14 protein-coding genes are annotated in these 16,675 nt (G+C 59.9%); 4 read left to right on the top strand and 10 right to left on the bottom strand.

The features are described from left to right. Positions 1 to 53: 53 nt before the first annotated feature. Entirely contained in the window at positions 54 to 683 is a 630-nt protein-coding gene (locus tag ACCQ06_RS07315) for a hypothetical protein (protein WP_316691554.1), read from the bottom strand. A gap of 292 nt (positions 684 to 975) precedes the next feature. Here ACCQ06_RS07315 and ACCQ06_RS07310 point away from each other — a divergent pair, with 292 nt between their 5' ends. After that, the gene (locus tag ACCQ06_RS07310; RefSeq protein WP_316691553.1) at positions 976 to 1,920 is read left to right on the top strand and encodes a hypothetical protein; all 945 of its coding nucleotides are present in this window, start codon (positions 976 to 978) and stop codon (positions 1,918 to 1,920) included. A gap of 361 nt (positions 1,921 to 2,281) precedes the next feature. Further along, positions 2,282 to 3,571: a DUF4238 domain-containing protein gene (locus ACCQ06_RS07305; RefSeq protein ID WP_316691552.1), complete on the top strand. Its 1,290-nt coding sequence runs from the start codon at positions 2,282 to 2,284 to the stop codon at positions 3,569 to 3,571. A gap of 47 nt (positions 3,572 to 3,618) precedes the next feature. Here ACCQ06_RS07305 and ACCQ06_RS07300 read toward each other — a convergent pair whose 3' ends face one another. From ACCQ06_RS07300 to ACCQ06_RS07260, 9 genes are all read right to left on the bottom strand, one after another. Then, entirely contained in the window at positions 3,619 to 4,632 is a 1,014-nt protein-coding gene (locus ACCQ06_RS07300; RefSeq protein WP_316691551.1) for an ArdC family protein, read from the bottom strand. A gap of 70 nt (positions 4,633 to 4,702) precedes the next feature. Next, positions 4,703 to 4,948: a hypothetical protein gene (locus ACCQ06_RS07295; protein ID WP_316691550.1), complete on the bottom strand. Its 246-nt coding sequence runs from the start codon at positions 4,946 to 4,948 to the stop codon at positions 4,703 to 4,705. Positions 4,949 to 5,020: 72 nt separating this feature from the next. Next, complete coding sequence (locus ACCQ06_RS07290) at positions 5,021 to 6,901, bottom strand: DUF5906 domain-containing protein (RefSeq protein ID WP_316691549.1); 1,881 nt, start codon at positions 6,899 to 6,901, stop codon at positions 5,021 to 5,023. Between the two features lie 57 nt (positions 6,902 to 6,958). Next, a complete protein-coding gene (locus ACCQ06_RS07285) occupies positions 6,959 to 7,126 on the bottom strand; it encodes a ribbon-helix-helix protein, CopG family (RefSeq protein WP_139371122.1) in 168 nt (55 codons plus the stop codon). A 602-nt stretch (positions 7,127 to 7,728) separates the two neighbouring features. After that, on the bottom strand, positions 7,729 to 8,406 hold the full coding sequence (locus tag ACCQ06_RS07280) for a DNA N-6-adenine-methyltransferase (RefSeq protein WP_316691548.1): 678 nt from the start codon (positions 8,404 to 8,406) through the stop codon (positions 7,729 to 7,731). 128 nt (positions 8,407 to 8,534) lie between these two features. After that, positions 8,535 to 8,786 (bottom strand): hypothetical protein, encoded by a 252-nt coding sequence (locus ACCQ06_RS07275; RefSeq protein ID WP_316691547.1) that lies wholly within the window; start codon positions 8,784 to 8,786, stop codon positions 8,535 to 8,537. Positions 8,787 to 9,024: 238 nt separating this feature from the next. Beyond that, entirely contained in the window at positions 9,025 to 9,960 is a 936-nt protein-coding gene (locus ACCQ06_RS07270; RefSeq protein WP_316691546.1) for a hypothetical protein, read from the bottom strand. A gap of 38 nt (positions 9,961 to 9,998) precedes the next feature. After that, the gene (locus ACCQ06_RS07265; protein WP_316691545.1) at positions 9,999 to 10,763 is read right to left on the bottom strand and encodes a nucleotide-binding protein; all 765 of its coding nucleotides are present in this window, start codon (positions 10,761 to 10,763) and stop codon (positions 9,999 to 10,001) included. Beyond that, a complete protein-coding gene (locus ACCQ06_RS07260) occupies positions 10,750 to 12,660 on the bottom strand; it encodes an integrase arm-type DNA-binding domain-containing protein (protein ID WP_316691544.1) in 1,911 nt (636 codons plus the stop codon). The genes ACCQ06_RS07265 and ACCQ06_RS07260 overlap by 14 nt, the downstream gene beginning before the upstream one ends. Positions 12,661 to 12,902: 242 nt before the next feature. Here ACCQ06_RS07260 and mutS point away from each other — a divergent pair, with 242 nt between their 5' ends. Beyond that, positions 12,903 to 15,458: a DNA mismatch repair protein MutS gene (gene mutS, locus ACCQ06_RS07255; protein ID WP_316691543.1), complete on the top strand. Its 2,556-nt coding sequence runs from the start codon at positions 12,903 to 12,905 to the stop codon at positions 15,456 to 15,458. Positions 15,459 to 15,709: 251 nt separating this feature from the next. Further along, positions 15,710 to 16,324, top strand: a complete 615-nt coding sequence (locus ACCQ06_RS07250; protein WP_316691540.1) for a DUF937 domain-containing protein — start codon at positions 15,710 to 15,712, stop codon at positions 16,322 to 16,324. The last annotated feature ends 351 nt before the right edge of the window (positions 16,325 to 16,675 follow it).

Here is a 16,675-nt window from a genome sequence, read left to right as displayed (position 1 = left end):
AGTTACGCAAGGGGCTCAGACAAGGGAAAGGCGGCTCTCGCCGCCTTTCTCCTTCAGCCACATTTCAACTGATTAGACCAGTGGGGATAGATCTTGGCCGACGCTCCAGAGCCGTATAAGCAGGCGAAGGATGTCGAGCGAAAGTAGTCCACGGTCAGTTGAGCGGACTTGCTCACAACGAGCTCCTTTACGCGGGCGCCATCGATATCCAGGTAGGCGACCTGTATGTTGTCACCGGCTTCCTCTGCACGCATCACCTTCACCAGTGCCCCTTGGCCTGATGGCCTATCCGTGCGAATGAAGGCAGCTGGGGTCGGCCCAATGGGCGCGGCGACAACGGATGCAAAGGGACCATTCCCATGGACGAATACACCGTCATTGGGTTGAAGCGCAGGCCGCCCATTAGCAAAGGCTGGCTGGACGATCGCCCTTTCGACATCCTTCGGTCCAATCAGGCGGTAGAGGACCAACCCGCCATCAAATCCTGGCAGCCAGACGCCCTCCACCCCGACGGCCTGGTGCGAGCGCACGCTTTCTGTGGTGTTTTCTACCGGTTCAACAGACAGGACCACGTAGCCAACCTGTGGGTCTTCAGAAGGGGGCGAACCTGCCGTCTTTTCGGACGAGCAGCCAGCCAGAACAAGCAAAGCACCGGCGATAGCCGAAACAGTAAAGATGCGCATGAATACTCCTTTTTTGTGTGGGCATATACACCCATAACAAACAAATGGATTTGCGCAAGGGATGGGAGAGAAAAGAAAGGCGGCTTTCGCCGCCCCTTGATAAGCGAAAACCGCGACCGAACCGGCTGAGCTTTCAGTAAGAGAAGTCAGACGATTGACTCGCCGCACATCGGAGAGATCGCAGCTCCGTTGGGACGACTTCCCCTGCCTTCGGTCCGCGGAACCTCCTAGCACAGCGCGCGAGCACTACCCATGAGCTACTGTTTGCCCCCGAACGCAGATTTTGAACCTCATGACCGGACCCACCTTCCCTATCCAACCCTCCAGCGTTCGCTTCATTAAACTTGGCAAAGGAGGCCAGTGGGAGCAACTGAGCATCAAAGAGCGACAGATCTTGTGCTTCGGCTTTGATTCCTCGGACCTCAAGCAACTACAGAAGATGAGGGACGGCGATTGGGTTGGGGTCAGAAGTGGCTGGCTCGATGAGAACCGGGGCGCCGGGTTTCCTACCTACGTGACCAACGCATTGAAGGCCTACTTCCAAGACGACGGCACCACCTTGTGGGTGACCTTCTATGCAGGGGACCTGTATTGGTGTTTCCTAGAACCCGGAGAGCCCGTGCCGTTGCCTGACAGCGCCGAAGGCTATAGTTTCCGCAAAGTTCGCGGCGCTTGGTCTAACAAGGACTGCAAAGGCAACGTCCTCAACCGCCGTAACTTATCGGGTGCCATCAACGCTGCGTCGCGGGTCCAAGGCACAACCCACCTGCTGTCTGCTCACAAGCAGCTCTTGCAGCGTCTGAATGGCCAGAGCCCCAAGGCCGTCGAAGACGCAGAAGTCGCCTACAAGGCGCTGGTTGAATCGGTCAAACCGCTGATCGGCGAACTTACCTGGCAGGACTTCGAAGTCCTTGCCGACCTCATCACCACGGCAAGCGGGTGGCGTCGAAACAATCAGCGCGGAGGCGGCGAAAAAACCATTGATCTAGATCTCGAGCTACCGCTGACGGGCGAAATCGCCTTTGCCCAAATCAAAGCCAAGTCTAAACAAGCCGAACTGGACAGCTACATTGAGCAAATGGCCCAGCGCGAAGGCGTAAAGATGTTTTACATCCACAACTCCGCTCAGGATCTTCAGACAGAGACACCAAACGTCTACATCATCGGTCGAGAGCGCCTCGCAGAGCTGATCGTTAAGCTCGGCTTCGTTGAATGGTTGGTGGACAAGGCGCGATGAGCAACAGGGAAAGCTTTTTTGGAGATCAGCAATCAACCATATGAATTTCCGTCAGTTTGATCGCAATGATTCTGCCTAATTTAAGGAGGGCTATGCTCGCCTTTTTTTGGTTAGTTTTTTACCGAGTCCGTGCGCGCGTTCCCGCTTGGCTCGCTGAGCGTGACAGAGAAGTTTGTTAGACAACGACAAGCACTCTTCCTTCAACGAGTCTGATGATGGTGTCTCGCTGAGCTTCTTCATCAAACCAGCGCTAAAATGTCCATCGTCATCGACTAACATCCACCCCCAATTAGCGAAAGCCGGACCGACCGCTCCCGCCTCGTTGATCATGCTGTCAAAAGCGATATTGTAACGTGAACGCATGATTTCCTTATTGAACAAACAATTTCAAGGAACGATGAAAAAAAATCTCCCATCCCACTCTGAAGCGTTGATTCGAGAACTGGAACCATCGGTTCCGGACGATCACGCACGCAATCTTGCATCCGTTTGGGACGAGATCGTTCATCGGATAATTGAGTCGATGCTGGATGACCAGAGCGAAAATCAGCACCCAGAGCTGCACATCAACGTCCGCGCCGACATGATTCATCACATTGCCAAGTTGACTCACTTTATAACAATGAAAGTCGTAGAAGATCGTGTCGCTGGCAGAGGCATTCTCGAAATAGATCCTGAAGTTGAGCAATCCATCTGTTTCAGCCCCGAGGGCACGACGAAGATCATGACAACCGCTCAAATCTTTCACGAGCGCTTCTGGAAGAAGATGATGGAGACTCGATGGCTCCCAAAATCAAAACGAGCTATTGAGAATGACTCATCTCCGCCCCAAGCGAAAGCACTTGCCGTAAAACCGGTTCAGACCCAACACTACATTAGCCGCTGGCTGATCCGAGATCACTGGGCACAAAAGGACAAGGCAATCCGGTGGAGGAGGAATGGACAAAGATGGAGCAGGAGCTCTATTGGCTTTGGCACATGGGGACATCGCCAGCGTCTTTGGAGCGACCGACTTGAGGCTTATTTCAGCCTACTCGAAGGAGATGCAAAAGGCCCGATCAATAAATTACTGTGTATTGAGCCCTTGAATCCACCGCAACAGCAAGCCTTTGTCGCTTTTTTGATAATTCACATTTTGAGAAATCCTTCCCACATTGAAAACCTACGCTCAGGGACACGAACCGTTGTTGACGCGTGGGCATCAGACGCTGGCATGTCCACCGAAGAGGCAGCATCAAAGGCCTTCGATGGAATTTTTTCTAACCATGACATCTACAAAATCTACGCCGCGCCCTTGTTAGAGAGTCGTTGGACGATCGTTTCGTCGAAGACGCCTATTTTCGTGATGCCCGACTCTTTTTGCGCAACTGGGATGACCACCCAGGGCTTACGATTCGTCGTCCCGATCTCACCCTTTAAGTGCTTTGTCACTTTACCTATTACAGAGCAAGAAAAGCGGATTGTTCCATACCAATACGCCGCGAACGAGAGCATAGCGATGTTGCTTGCAAGTCTCCTTGCCGCGAGCGCGAAGAAAGATTTCCTCGCACATCCCGATCTTGAACATGCACCACGGCAATCCGAGCTGTCGCTTGAACAGGTTCTTATAAGCCTCCAGGCTACTGTCCTCAACAAAAACCCGCACTTCTAGAAGTGACTCTTTCATAGACAACTTGTGATGCAGCAACCATGCAAACTTTAACTAAACGCAGCCTCGCGCTCCTTCCTCTTCCCCGAGCTTTCGGCCACCGGGGTTGAAGCGGGCTTTTCGGCTTCCTGTTCTTTTCTGACGACTGGCAAGGGCTCCCGCTCGAATGCCGGGATATCCAGGAAGGTCATGACCTTCTCAGCCTGGGACGCTGCACGAAACAGGGTTTTGGGGTCGTCGGCCAAGGCTTTCATCCAGGACTGCAGATAAGCTGCGTGCTGCTCTTCGTGTTCCTTTCCCAGGCCTATTCCCAGGCGCTCGGAAATAAAAAGGCTTGAGAGCTCGGCCACCAGCTCCTCTTTCGCGTAGTCCTCGCTGCCAAATCGGCCGCTCTGGTCTCGATCGAGACGATGCTTGGCGCCGGTCCAGTGAGCGAGTTCGTGCAGGAGCGTGGCCTGATAGCTCACATCGTCGTTGAACTCCGCGTGCTTGGGCATATGAATCGAATCGACGACGACGCTGTAGAACGCGCGATTACCCCCGTCATGGTGGATTTTTGGCTGGTGCTGATCTAGCAGCTCTCGAACCCGGAGGTTGCGAATCGTCTGGGGCATGACGAACGGCGGGGGGGGCGGTGCGAGGTTGCTTACCTGCGAGCCATTAAAGACGGTGGCCACAAACACTGATGGGCCTTGATAGCCCTTCTCTTCGCCCTCCATACTTGATTGCTGGCCTTCTTGCGCCTTGCCGGTCTTGCTGAAATCCCAGTAAGCGATCTGCTGGCCCACTTCCCCTCGGCGCACCTGTCCGCCAACAGCCAACGCTTGCTTATACGTCAGCCAACGGCTGTCCTCGTAGCCGTTGACCAGCTGTGCCCCTCTCAGGATCAGAGTGTTCGACCCGCGATACTGCTTGCCCGTGGTGGGATTCCAGGGCCCGTTGATAAGGCCGTTCGGCGGGGCGTCGCGATCATTCCATGGCTGGCGCCAGGGGATGGTTCCCTGCTGCATGAGGGCGAGCATGCGCTCGGCGGTGGCTTGGATGAGATCGGAATACTTGGACATGCGTTGTGCCTCAAATCTTTTTCAAACGCCTGCGCCTCTTAAGCAGGTGCTTATGGGTGGATGGGGTTGGTTAAAACTCGAAATGCAGGTCTACCGATTTGCGCCGATCCAGAAGTCGGCGGACCAGGTCAACGATGTCACTCTCACTTCGCAGACCTTCGTCCCCGTCTTTGCCGGGTTTGACGTGAAGGCCGAACGCGGACTGGACCAGCAGGTATTGCGGATCGAACTCAGGGCCTTCTTGCCGCAGGTCGGCGGCGGTGATGGCCTCTTCGTTAAAGGCGTCGTCGGGGATGGTGGAGGTGGGCGGTGGCATGGGAGGGGTTCCTTTTCTGAGGGATACCCCTTTGCAATACCGCGGCCTGGGGAAAAGTAAAGGCCTGCGCCCTTACTCTCCTGCCGCTTTCTTTTTAGCGCCCTCGGCCTTGCGGCATTCCCGTGCCTCCGTCTCGCGTTTGTCCTGGGACACCCAACCTGCAGCCTCCTTCGCCTGACTTGCGCGGGTCTCGCGGCGTTCGGCCTGAACCTGCTCATACGGCGTGGTCGCGCTGAACCCAAAAATCTCGCGGATCTCCGATGGTGTTTCCTCCCAGTCCTTTTTTGACAGGGCTTCAGCCCGGGCCACGCTGGCCTGGTTGGATTCATCGTTGGCGGCGCGCATGGCGCTTACCTCGGCCTGCCGTTGCTCGGGGGTCATAGAGGCCAAGCGCTTCTGGGCGGCTTCCTCCGCACGCTCTTGGTCGGTTTGCTCCCCCTGCCAGATGCAGAGGAAGCAATCGGCCTCCTCTCCATTGATCCGGCGATTGGAGGGCCGCCCGCGCAGGTGCCCGGCGGTCTTCAGACCGCGGGTGAACTGGCGTTGCGAGAGGATTTCCTCGGCCTCAAAGCCCTTCTTTTGGCACCAGGACGCGTAGCGGGTGTGCATGGCCTTGATGCTGCTCCACTGCCCGCTGCCGGCCGCTTCGCCAAACACCACTCGGTCCGAATGCACCCAACTGGCGATGGAATCGGCGTTGTGGATCACGGCTTGTTTGTAAGCACGAGCAGCCTCCGGCAGCTCGTGGTCGGCCATGAAACGGCCGCGTGCCACGACCCGGCGGGCGCCTTCCAGCATCCAATCGAGGAACAGCTGTCCCTCCTCGGCAAGCAGTCTTTTGTGGAAGTCTGGGATCCGCTCGGACTCGGGGATCGCGTTTGCCCATTCCACGATAGAGAGGCGTCGGGCCACCCCGCCAGACTTGTCACGGAAGAACGGCGCGGAGTTCGACGTGATGATCCACTTCGCTTTGGAGTGGTAGTTCAGAACGGACAAGTGCTTGCGGTTGATCCCGATGCCGTTGCCACTGACCAGGGTCTTGAACGTGCCTTCCTTCCAGCGGTCGCATTCCACCTCATCGACCAAGATCAGGTTCGCGCCGATGATGTGCTCCAGCGCGAACACGTCGCTCAACGTCGCAAGATCCAGGCGGGCTACCTTGTTGTGCATGCCCTCTACCGCTTCGGCCAGGCTGCTTTTGCCGGAGCCCGCCGCGCCGTGCCACCACGCTGCCATCTGATAGCTGCCGGGCAGCAACGTCATGCCGCACTGTTCCTGCACTAGGTCCCGGACGCCTTCGTCGGGCAGAGCCCGGGCCAGAAACGTCGCCAGCAGGCTGTCGGCAGGCAGGGGCTTAAGGGTGTAAGCCTGGTCATGCGCGGCGTTGGTGGTGATGTTGATCGCGTGCGTCATGCCATAGCGCGGCGCTGGGGCCAGTGCGTGGATGCTGTCTTTGTTGATCTCCAAGTAAGCGTCCTTGCAAGGCACCAGCGAACGGCCTTCCAGTTGCGGCAAGGGCGCTTGCTGGCCCAACCGGGTGCGTGCGTAGGCCCAGAGCCCGGCGGCGGTCTTGTCGCAGGCCTTGGCGGGGATGTTGGTGTCCAGCCAATCGGACGCCAGGCCCTGCCCTTTGCCGCCATGGACCATGGACCAGTGGTTGGTTTCCCATCGATAGATCAGCGTGGACTGAGTGGCCCACTCGTCGCGGACGCTGGCCCAGAGGTTGCCGTCCAGGCCAAGCTGGAGGTGGCGAGCGTAGAGATAGTCCAAGCTTTCCGGGCGCAACTCGCCTTTGTTGAGCTTGGCCTGTTTGTGTCGATCCAGTGCCCGGTGCTCCACCTTCAGGTTGCTGGAGAACTCCTCGCGATTCTTCTCCCAGTGCTTTTCGATCAGGAAATGAACGTTTGCGGGCTTGACGGCCGACGGATCTTCGGCCACATTAAGTTTAGACATTGTAGTTAGCTCCAACGAACCCTCGCCCTGCTAGGCGGGGGTTTCGCATTTGTGGGGTTAGGCGACTTGCGGCAAGGCGTTGTCGAGGATGCGCCGCAGCTTTTCACTGGGAGAAATCCCCGAACGCTTGGCGTCGGCTTTCAGCCGTTCAATCAGCGCCCGTTCCATTCGAGCATTGAACGGGTCTTTCCGAATCGAGGACTGAGGGGTTTTCTGCGGCTGCATGGAATCTCCGTATTGCTTGTGTAATACATCCAAGAAAGCAGGTTTCCGGACAACGTCAAGCCCAAAGCGAAAATAAAGTTTTTAGTTGCTGGTTAACTCTGCTGCTGGTTTTCTGCTTTTTCTTAAACCAGCACCCAAACCAGCAACTAAAAAAACTTCAAGTGATTGATATTCATTATTTTTGTTCAAAAAATAAGCTAACTGCTGGCTTGCTGGTTTAAAATTTAGCTTTTACGCTCGCACAATGTCTCAACAAAGATTGAGATTTTTGAACCTCTTCACTAATTTCATCACTGAAGAAAAGTCGAATAAATTGACCAGCAAACCAGCAGAAGCGGGAAGGCCTTGCCCTGTATGGCTTTAGCTGCTGGTTTGGCTGCTGGTTTACGGTTTGAGCGTTAACCAGCAGAGACGTTAACCAGCAGAAAACGCTAACAACATGGATACGGATGAATTCTTTTCCGCATGGTTTTACCAGTGAGTGGCAGGGAATAAGCGCCCGTTACCTGCGGGAGAAACAAAAGCAAAAGCAGCTCAAAGCAAAAGCGCCTGGGAGGCAAATGCGAGGCCTCCGGCCTTTTTTCACTCACCAAGCGTCGCCATCACTCGTCGTTTGCAGCCTCGCAAGCTCCGGCCACCATGCCCACGCGGGCCATGTCCAGGTAGCCACCCAGGATCTGCCCTTCGCTAACCGCCAGGCGAAGCCGCCGTGCCGCCTCCTCCCCATAAGCCACGAACACCGGGCCGCAGGGCGGCGCGTCCCCAGGTGTTCCGTCCTGACGGCAGAACTTCAGCCTCCCGCGCTGGAACACAATGGCGCTCGTGGCAGGGTGGTTGAGCACGTGGTCCTGGAACCAGGCCGTGTCGGTCCTGGCAAACACCAGTGCGATGCCACCGCTCGGGTGGTTGGCCAGCTTCTGCATCCAGGCATCCTGTCCGCGGCCGAACGGCGGGTTCATGAAAACGAAGGCGTCTGCGGGCCAAGGCGTCGCCAAGCCGTCCTCGATCGGCGTCAGCATCCGATTCGCCGTGGGCCAAGGCATGTCTTCCGGCGTGCACGGATCGAGGTCAAACGGACCCAACCCCGTGAAGCATTCTCGCGGGCTCCCCCAGATCAGCTCCGGTGGCGTGAGCCAGGTGTCCGTGGTCTGCGCTGCCGGCAGGCGGTCGTAACCGACCATGGCGGACGCGAGCTTGGTTGCCCGCGGGGAGGAGGTGTTCCTGCGGGCCTTGGGCAGCGACAGGGCGTTGTGATCAGCAAGGACATTTGCAGCATTCATGGGTAATCTCCGGTTTTGATTGGTGGTTGGGCAAAGCTCCACCAGCACGGCCGGTTGGCCGCGTTTTGCGAAAGGGGTTAAGGGGTTGGGCCAAGCTTGGCCCGGACTACTTCAGGCGTGTCAGGCCATCAGTCGTTGGCGGCGTCCTGGACGTCAAGGAAGCGCTCCAGGGTGGCGATCTGCAGGGTGAGAACCTGGTGGGCCTGAAGCGCCGTCATGTCCCCGCAGGCCACCATGACCGACTGGGCAATACCGGCATCGAACTGGGCCAAGGCCTGGGGAAGCGCGTCGGCGAGGACGTCAGCCAGGGCCTGAGGCGTGAGCGCGGCCCGGTGATGACGAGCGGCGGCGGGATCAAGCTGGAGGATGATCGGAAGCATGTCGGCGGGTCCGTGTTGGTGTGGGAATAGCATCCTTTGAACCGACAATCGCGTCTGGCGGAAAGGGGCGGTTGCCCCTTTGGCTTGACGACGGGCACAAAAAAGCCCCGGACGTGAGCCGGGGCTTGGATAGGTCGACCTGGCGGCGGCGGAAGCCGGCGCCTTCCTGCCTCTTCTTCCCCTACGCTCTTCGGCGGCGAGTAGCCGCCGCACGTTCGCTCCAACGATCGCCTCTGCCTTAGAACCGAAACGGTGGCCGCTCGATGGGCGGCCCTGCGGGCGGAAGGGTCACGTCCAGGATCGCGCCGCGCACCTCACTGACCTGCATCTCTAACGCTCGGCTTTCTTCGGCCCATTGTTCCACCAACGCTTTGTGGGCGTCCTGGGCATCCACCTTGTCCTCCTCCGGTGTGAGATTGGGGATCACGTTCTGGACACGCTGCAAGTGCTCTTGGAGCTCACTTCTAATGCCTTCCAGCCCTCCTGTGTATTGGCTCACCCACTCATTTTTGAGTGTCAGGTCGGCCCAAGGCAACTTGAACGCCTCGGGCAGTGTGGCCTGCTGAAGCATCACGATCCCTCGGCCATCTTCCTGCAGAGCCCCCCCCTTCGCTCTGAACAAGTCCAGAAGCGCGTCACGCTCGCCCGCGCTCAACTTTGACAGGTCCAAAGAGGAAACCTTGCCCTCCACCAAGGTGATATCAACCACACTTTCCTGGAGAAGCTTGAAGCGAGCTAGTGGAGGCATTGGGGCTGTCCGCCCAAGAATGTCCCCATCTTCTCGGCTTTCCCGCCACCGTCGGATTCGCGGATAGGCATCGGCCCATTCCAGCAACCGAGATATGGGAACGGCGGTGTGCGTGCCGTCGTCTACCAACAGGGGACCCGTCGGACTGTCGCTCTTGGCCAACTCGCGGAACGCCTTCTGCGATAGGTTAAGCAGCCCCGCCGCTTCTGCGGAGGTCCAAGGCCTCGACTCGCTCGGACGCGCGCGTCCGGCTCTAGCGGCCACGCGTGCCTGGTGATCAGCGACCGCTTCTTTCTCCACATCCCGCTTTAGGCGCGCCCATGACACGCCCTTGCCGCTCATGAACTCAGGGTTCCCGGGGGCGTAGGTCTCGCGGTAACGCTCGATCAGTTTGACGAGGACTTCTTGCTTGGAATCAAGAGACATGTGGGCTTGCCACCAAGAGGAAACCTGATGGTAGGCGATCAGAACCGGAACGGCTTGCGCGTGCTCTCTGGCGCCGTGGGCGGCGGCAGCCTGTCCTCCAGCCCTCGAGCCCGGTCCTGGTTTCGCGTGTGGTCCAGGGCACGCTGGAAGGCAGCTAGCGCGTCCTTCATGGCGTCATCGAAGGGATCGCGCGCCTCAACACTGATCCACGGCTCCAACAACGCGTCGGCCAAAGGCGCATCCCAAATCTCACCGTCGGCCAGGGCCCGGTCCAACGTGTCCTCGCCCACTGTGAGCACGTGCCCGGCGATCAGGCCTTCCACTACGGCCCAGGCGTGGGAGGTTGCCCAGCCCTCGTGCGACGTCACCAAGGCGGCGTAGCGTCCAGCGTTCTTGCGCAGCTTTTCCAGAGCCACCTTGGCCTCATGGATCTGTCTCTCCAGTTGCAGCTCCCGCTGCTGTTGATTCAGCCGCTCCAACTCCGAACTCAACCGGCGCTCTTTCGCAGTCCTGCCCTGTTGACCATCTTTCCAGGCCACCAGCTCTTCGTAATCGTATTTCACCCGCTGGTTGGGGCCGTCCAGGGCACTGCCGGACGCTTTTTGAAAACGTGGGCCCATGGGCGGGATTCGGCGGCGCCACTCGCCCAGCGTGTCGGCATGGATGCTCAGGAACAACGCTGCAGCCTTGGCGGACACCATCCCGCCCCCCGCGCTTTTGGCTCGGATCAACTCCCCATTCCAGGCCGCTTCGGCTTTGGCACGGAAAGCCTCTTCTGTGCGAACTGGTTCAATCCTCGTCATCGAACGCCACCTTCTGATTTCTTGCGGCAAAGATCGTAGCTGGCGGGTCGTTGACCTCGTCAAGCCGCGGCTTGTCCGTTCCTTTCCAGCGGTTCCACACCCTCGGGCTGCTGGCCATCATGTGCTCCTCTACGAGGGCAAACGCCTCCCGTAAAACAGCCCATTCCTGCTCCGTGTAGATCGCATCGGTGGAAGCGGAGTCTTTGTCCTTGACCCTGTGGTGAAGCATTTGCGATACGACCCGAGCTTTGCCGCTGTGGAGCCGTTCTGCGTAGCGCCCCAACGTGCGGCGCAAATCGTGAGGGGTCAGGCCGATGTCCACCTCCTCGCGCAAATCGATCAGCCCGGCGTCGCGGCGCACGTTGGCGATGATGGACTTGCTGTCGGAGTAGTGACCGGATTTGCTGCGCCGGGACCTGGCCGGAAAGACGAAACGGGTTCGATCCAGCGCGTGCTCGGCGTTGGCAACCGCGGCCTGAAGGGTTTCAATCAGGGCCGCGTGTCCGCCCCGCTTGATTGCTGTGGTGAGCGCGGCCTTGGCGGCCTCCAGCCCTTTCTTGGCCCCGGCATCGTCCTCGCGCTCGTTGAAGCGTCGCTGCAGGACGCGCTCGGCAAAATAGGTGACAGGCAAGAACCGCTGCTCTTTGTTCTTGGTTTCAAACAGGTAAACCTGGCTGCCCGCGCGCTTGGTGGTTGGGTTGATTTCCTCGGGGGCCGCCAGCCAAACCCAAGACACCAGTTCCTGCGACAGCTCACCCGGGGTGCAGCGGTCATACCACCGCAACGGCGCCGCTTCGCTACGCCTGGTTCCCCAAAGCAAGGTCAGCAGCAGGTAGTCTGCACCGGCCGCGTTTCGCCCGCCTTGCTCGTCCCGCCGTGCTGCAATGGCTTTGAGGACCTTGGGCAGGGTTTTGTCATCCAGGGGATTGCGAACCTCGGCGCGGCTGTAGTGGCTGCGCAGTTCGTGGGCTTCGCGGAGCATGTCCCGAGTATGGATAACCACCAGGGGGTTGTAAAAGTGGCGCTGGGGTCGGCCGAACTGGTGATCGCGCGCTTTCTCCTCTTCGATGATGAAGTCAACCGCTCGCCTCGCGTCCGAGAACGTGTGCTCGGTTGAAGAAAGCCCGGCTGCTCGGACCCGCTGGATGTATTTGCCGGTGATGCCCAGCGCTTCCAACTGGGGAACGGTGAGCTTGGCCCAGTCCTCTACCTCCGCCAGCTTTTTGCTTATTTCCCGGGGAATGCGGTTAGACAGTTGCATGGAGCTGATCCGGCAAGCGTCAAAGGCTTGCTGGATGACCTCCAGCTGGAGCTGACTCAGGGTCTTGTCCGACAAGGCAACCGTGGGCCGTGAAAGGCGGGACAAACTGTCGCGCACCGCATCTACGCTGACCGGTTTGATCTTCTTGTTCTTTGCGCGGGAATCCAGGTGCGCGATGTAACGCTCCATCCCCTGCCGCAAGGTTAAGTCCCCGAAGTCTTTTTCCGATTCCCTCTCCTGGGTTTCCAGTAGCTGCCGCCGTTTGACGTGGACGGGGTTCTTCCCGGTTTGCTTGAGCAGCGCTAGGTGCTCTCGGCAAACCTCCCTCGCCTCGTCCAGAGGCATATCCGCGACGTTGCCCAGGGTGAAGCGGATTGGCTTGCCATCGGGCCCACGCTTCTGCCCCACGTAAGTGGTCATTGTGGAACCGACGCGGAAGCCAAACCCGGAGGGCGCCCCCGGCCCGCCGTCCAACACCAAGTAGGGCCTGCCCTCCGACCGGGGAGCGAGGCGGACCTTGCCCTGCGCGTCCCATGCGGGGGCCTTGGTCAAGGACAAGGCCAGGACTTGGTTGTAGGTCAGATTAAACTTGAGCGATCCAGCTCTCTTGCTTGCACTTGTCGCGGTCTTCGTCATTGCACCCCCCCTACACCTCATTGCTACATTAGCGCACGCCATCACCAGCTTCTACGCCCCGTTGCTACATCGATTTTACGTCACTTCAGCCATGCCGCTACTCAATTGCTACAAAAAACACCGTCACTCGTCATTACTCGCCCCTACTCGCCGCCATTGCTCAACCACACAATAACTATCAAGTGACTGATTTTAAAGTGATAAACAGCGAAACCAAGGACGTGAAAGAACACACGCCTGCCATGAAGCAATTCTTCGCCGCCAAGTCGGACTACCCCGATCTGCTGCTGTTCTTCCGTATGGGCGACTTCTACGAGCTGTTCTACGACGATGCGCGCAAGGCGGCGCGGCTGCTCGATATCACCCTGACCCAGCGCGGCAGCTCCGGTGGTGCGCCGATTCCGATGGCCGGCGTGCCGGTGCATGCCTACGAAGGCTATCTGGCGCGGCTGGTGGCCTTGGGCGAGTCGGTGGCGATCTGCGAGCAGATCGGCGACCCGGCGCTGGCCAAGGGTCTGGTCGAGCGCAAGGTGGTGCGCATCGTCACGCCGGGCACGGTCACCGACGAAGCGCTGCTGGATGAGCGACGCGACACCTTGTTGATGGCGATCTCGCGCAGCAAGCAAGGCTATGGCCTGGCCTGGGCCGATCTGGCCGGCGGACGTTTTTTGGTCAATGAAGTAGACAGCGTCGACGCGCTGGAAGCGGAGATCGCGCGGCTGGAGCCGGCCGAACTGCTGGTGCCCGACGAAGACAACTGGCCGGAATTTTTGCGCGGGCGCATCGGCGTACGTCGCCGGCCGCCGTGGTTATTCGATGCAGACAGCGGGCGTCGTCAATTGCTGGCGTTCTTCAAGCTGCACGACCTGTCCGGCTTCGGCATCGACGACAAGCCGTGCGCCACCGCTGCCGCCGGCGCGCTGCTCGGCTATGTGGAAGAAACCCAGAAGCAGCGCCTGCCGCATCTGACCTCTATCGCCATGGAAGTGGCCAGCGAAGCGATCTCGATGAACGCGGCCACGCGCCGGCATCTGGAACTGGACACGCGCGTCGATGGCGATACCCGCAATACCTTGCTCGGTGTACTCGATAGCACGGTCACGCCGATGGGCGGGCGGTTGCTGCGACGCTGGCTGCATCGTCCGTTGCGCTTGCGCGATGTGCTGATGCAACGTCACCACGCGGTCGGCAGCCTGATCGATTCCGGCGCCGATGCCGACGTGCGCGAGGCCTTCCGCGCGCTTGGCGATCTGGAACGCATCCTCACGCGCGTGGCATTGCGCTCGGCACGCCCGCGCGATTTTTCCACCCTGCGCGATGGCTTGGCCCTGCTGCCGAAGGTACGCACCATCCTGGCGCCGCTGGATTCGCCGCGCCTGCAGACCTTATTCGCCGAACTGGGCGAGCACGACGCCACCGCGCATCTGCTGATCGGCGCGGTAGCCGAACAACCGCCGCTCAAGCTCAGCGATGGCGGCGTCATCGCAACCGGCTACGACGCCGATCTGGACGAGCTGCGACGGCTATCTACCAATGCCGATCAATTTTTGATCGACCTGGAACAACGCGAACGCGCCAGCAGCGGCATCGCCACGCTCAAGGTCGGCTACAACCGCGTGCATGGCTATTACATCGAGATCAGTAAGGGACAGGCCGACAAAGCGCCGCTGCACTACAGCCGCCGTCAGACCCTGACCAATGCCGAGCGCTACATCACCGAAGAACTCAAGAACTTCGAAGACAAGGTGCTGTCGGCACGCGAGCGCTCGCTGTCGCGCGAAAAGCTGCTGTACGAAGGCCTGCTCGATGCACTGGGCAGTGAGCTGGAAGGCCTCAAGCGCTGCGCCAACGCACTGAGCGAGCTGGATGTGCTGGCCGCCTTCGCCGAGCGCGCGCAGGCGCTGGACTGGGCGCAGCCCGAACTGGACAGCGCGCCGTGCCTGCGCATCGAACGCGGCCGCCACCCGGTAGTGGAAGCGGTGCGCGACCAGCCGTTCGAACCCAATGATCTGGACCTGCACACCGACCGCCGCATGCTGGTCATCACCGGCCCGAACATGGGCGGTAAATCGACCTATATGCGACAGAACGCGTTGATCGTGTTGCTGGCGCATATCGGCAGCTTCGTGCCGGCCAGCCGCGCGGTGATCGGGCCGATCGATCGCATCCTCACCCGTATCGGCGCTGGCGACGACCTGGCGCGCGGGCAATCCACCTTCATGGTGGAAATGGCCGAAACCAGCTACATCCTGCATCACGCCACGCCGCACTCGCTGGTCTTGATGGACGAGATCGGCCGGGGCACGTCCACCTACGACGGTCTTGCCTTGGCCGACGCGGTGGCGCGCCATCTGGCGCACACCAATCGTTGCTACACGCTGTTTGCCACGCATTACTTCGAGCTCACTGCACTGGCCGACGAATCGCATGCAGGCGGCGCCAGCGGCATTGCGAATGTGCATCTGGATGCGGTGGAACACGGCGAGCGTCTGGTGTTCATGCATGCCGTCAAGGACGGCCCGGCCAATCGCAGCTTCGGCCTGCAGGTGGCCGCACTGGCCGGCTTGCCCAAGGCGGCGGTGACGCAGGCGCGGCGGCGCCTGGCCGAGCTGGAACAACGCGGCGGCGAAAGTCACAGCGCACACATGGCGCCCGCCGCGCTGGACGCCCCGCAACAGTTCGGGCTGTTCACCGCACCCTCTTCCGCCGCGCAGGAAGCGCTGCAGGCACTGGACCCGGACGAACTCACCCCCAAGCAGGCGCTGGAAGCGCTGTATCGGTTGAAGGCGTTGCTGTGAGGGCGGGGATTGGGGAGTTGGGATTTGGGATTGGTTAGAGCGCAGTTGGGTGGTTTTATCTTTCGACCCACGGTATGCAAACACCACAATTCCGCCGCATGATCGGATGCGTTCGCCTCGCCGCCTGTGGCGTGAGCGCTACGCAGCTGCCTTGCATCACGCTTCGCGCGCGCCGGTCCGCTGGTGGATTGCCCTGACGCCGCGACAGGCGCACCCTGCCGCAACGCTTTGACCACCAGGGAACCCGTCGCATGACCACCTCTGCCTCGTTGACCGATCAGCTGGCCGCGCAGTTGCAAGGCCCGCAACTGCAACAACTCGGCAGCCGCCTGGGCATCGCGCCAGAGCAGGCGCAATCGGCGGTGCAGACCGCGCTGCCGCTGTTGATGGGTGCACTGGGACGCAACAGCCAGCAGGCCGGCGGTACCGATGCCTTGCTGGGCGCCCTGCAGCGCGATCACGCCGCCAGTCCGGACATCGGCAGCCTGTTCGGCGCGCTGCTGGGCGGCTCGGCCAGCGGCGCGCAAGCCAACGGCGCCGGCATCGTGAGCCATCTGTTCGGCGACAAGGCACCGCAGGCGGCCGCAGGCCTTGGCCAGGCCACCGGGCTTGAACCCAGCAAGGCCGGCCAACTGCTGCAACTGCTCGCGCCCATCGTGATGGCCTACCTGGCCAAACGGTTTCTTGGTGGCGATGCTGCCACCAGCACCCAGCTCGGCCCCGCCCTGGCGCAGGAACATCAGCAGGTCCGCAGCACTAGCGGTGCCGGCGGTTTGCTGACCAGCGTGCTGGATCAGGACGGCGACGGCCAGTTGGATCTGGGCGATGTCATGACCCTGGGCGGCAGCCTGTTCGGCAAACGCTGACCACGAGGCGATGCGCTGATGGGGCACCACCGTGCTATCCATAGCGTGACGCTATCGATATGGTTGAATAATTCGAATTCACCAAATGATCGATGCTCCTTATCGTGTGCCAACGCCGCCATGATGCGTCTGCCTGAAACAACTTCCTGTCTCGTGTTTCTGTCGTCAGCTCGCGTGCACTTGCAACGCCAGGCAGACGCTAGCATCGGCAGACCCGGCAGCATTCGTGGAGCTGCAGCCGCATTGATTTGTCGTCGATGATCACACTCCAAGCACTGCTCCACTTCGATTCCACCAGCACGTGCCGCGCACCGGCACGCAGCTCCCCAAGTGCTCACGCACATAGGTAAA

The organism is Xanthomonas sp. NCPPB 4467 (genome assembly GCF_041475665.2).
GTDB lineage: Bacteria > Pseudomonadota > Gammaproteobacteria > Xanthomonadales > Xanthomonadaceae > Xanthomonas > Xanthomonas dyei.
Note: the sequence above shows the minus strand (reverse complement) of the source record. Positions and strands in the feature narration are given on the sequence as shown.

Excerpts from the sequence above, each read along its gene's own strand:
- ACCQ06_RS07315 (WP_316691554.1), bottom strand. The coding sequence starts at position 683 with ATGCGCATCTTTACTGTTTCGGCTATCGCCGGTGCTTTGCTTGTTCTG.
- ACCQ06_RS07310 (WP_316691553.1), top strand. The coding sequence starts at position 976 with ATGACCGGACCCACCTTCCCTATCCAACCCTCCAGCGTTCGCTTCATT.
- ACCQ06_RS07305 (WP_316691552.1), top strand. The coding sequence starts at position 2,282 with ATGATTTCCTTATTGAACAAACAATTTCAAGGAACGATGAAAAAAAAT.
- ACCQ06_RS07300 (WP_316691551.1), bottom strand. The coding sequence starts at position 4,632 with ATGTCCAAGTATTCCGATCTCATCCAAGCCACCGCCGAGCGCATGCTC.
- ACCQ06_RS07295 (WP_316691550.1), bottom strand. The coding sequence starts at position 4,948 with ATGCCACCGCCCACCTCCACCATCCCCGACGACGCCTTTAACGAAGAG.
- ACCQ06_RS07290 (WP_316691549.1), bottom strand. The coding sequence starts at position 6,901 with ATGTCTAAACTTAATGTGGCCGAAGATCCGTCGGCCGTCAAGCCCGCA.
- ACCQ06_RS07285 (WP_139371122.1), bottom strand. The coding sequence starts at position 7,126 with ATGCAGCCGCAGAAAACCCCTCAGTCCTCGATTCGGAAAGACCCGTTC.
- ACCQ06_RS07280 (WP_316691548.1), bottom strand. The coding sequence starts at position 8,406 with ATGAATGCTGCAAATGTCCTTGCTGATCACAACGCCCTGTCGCTGCCC.
- ACCQ06_RS07275 (WP_316691547.1), bottom strand. The coding sequence starts at position 8,786 with ATGCTTCCGATCATCCTCCAGCTTGATCCCGCCGCCGCTCGTCATCAC.
- ACCQ06_RS07270 (WP_316691546.1), bottom strand. The coding sequence starts at position 9,960 with ATGTCTCTTGATTCCAAGCAAGAAGTCCTCGTCAAACTGATCGAGCGT.
- ACCQ06_RS07265 (WP_316691545.1), bottom strand. The coding sequence starts at position 10,763 with ATGACGAGGATTGAACCAGTTCGCACAGAAGAGGCTTTCCGTGCCAAA.
- ACCQ06_RS07260 (WP_316691544.1), bottom strand. The coding sequence starts at position 12,660 with ATGACGAAGACCGCGACAAGTGCAAGCAAGAGAGCTGGATCGCTCAAG.
- mutS (WP_316691543.1), top strand. The coding sequence starts at position 12,903 with ATGAAGCAATTCTTCGCCGCCAAGTCGGACTACCCCGATCTGCTGCTG.
- ACCQ06_RS07250 (WP_316691540.1), top strand. The coding sequence starts at position 15,710 with ATGACCACCTCTGCCTCGTTGACCGATCAGCTGGCCGCGCAGTTGCAA.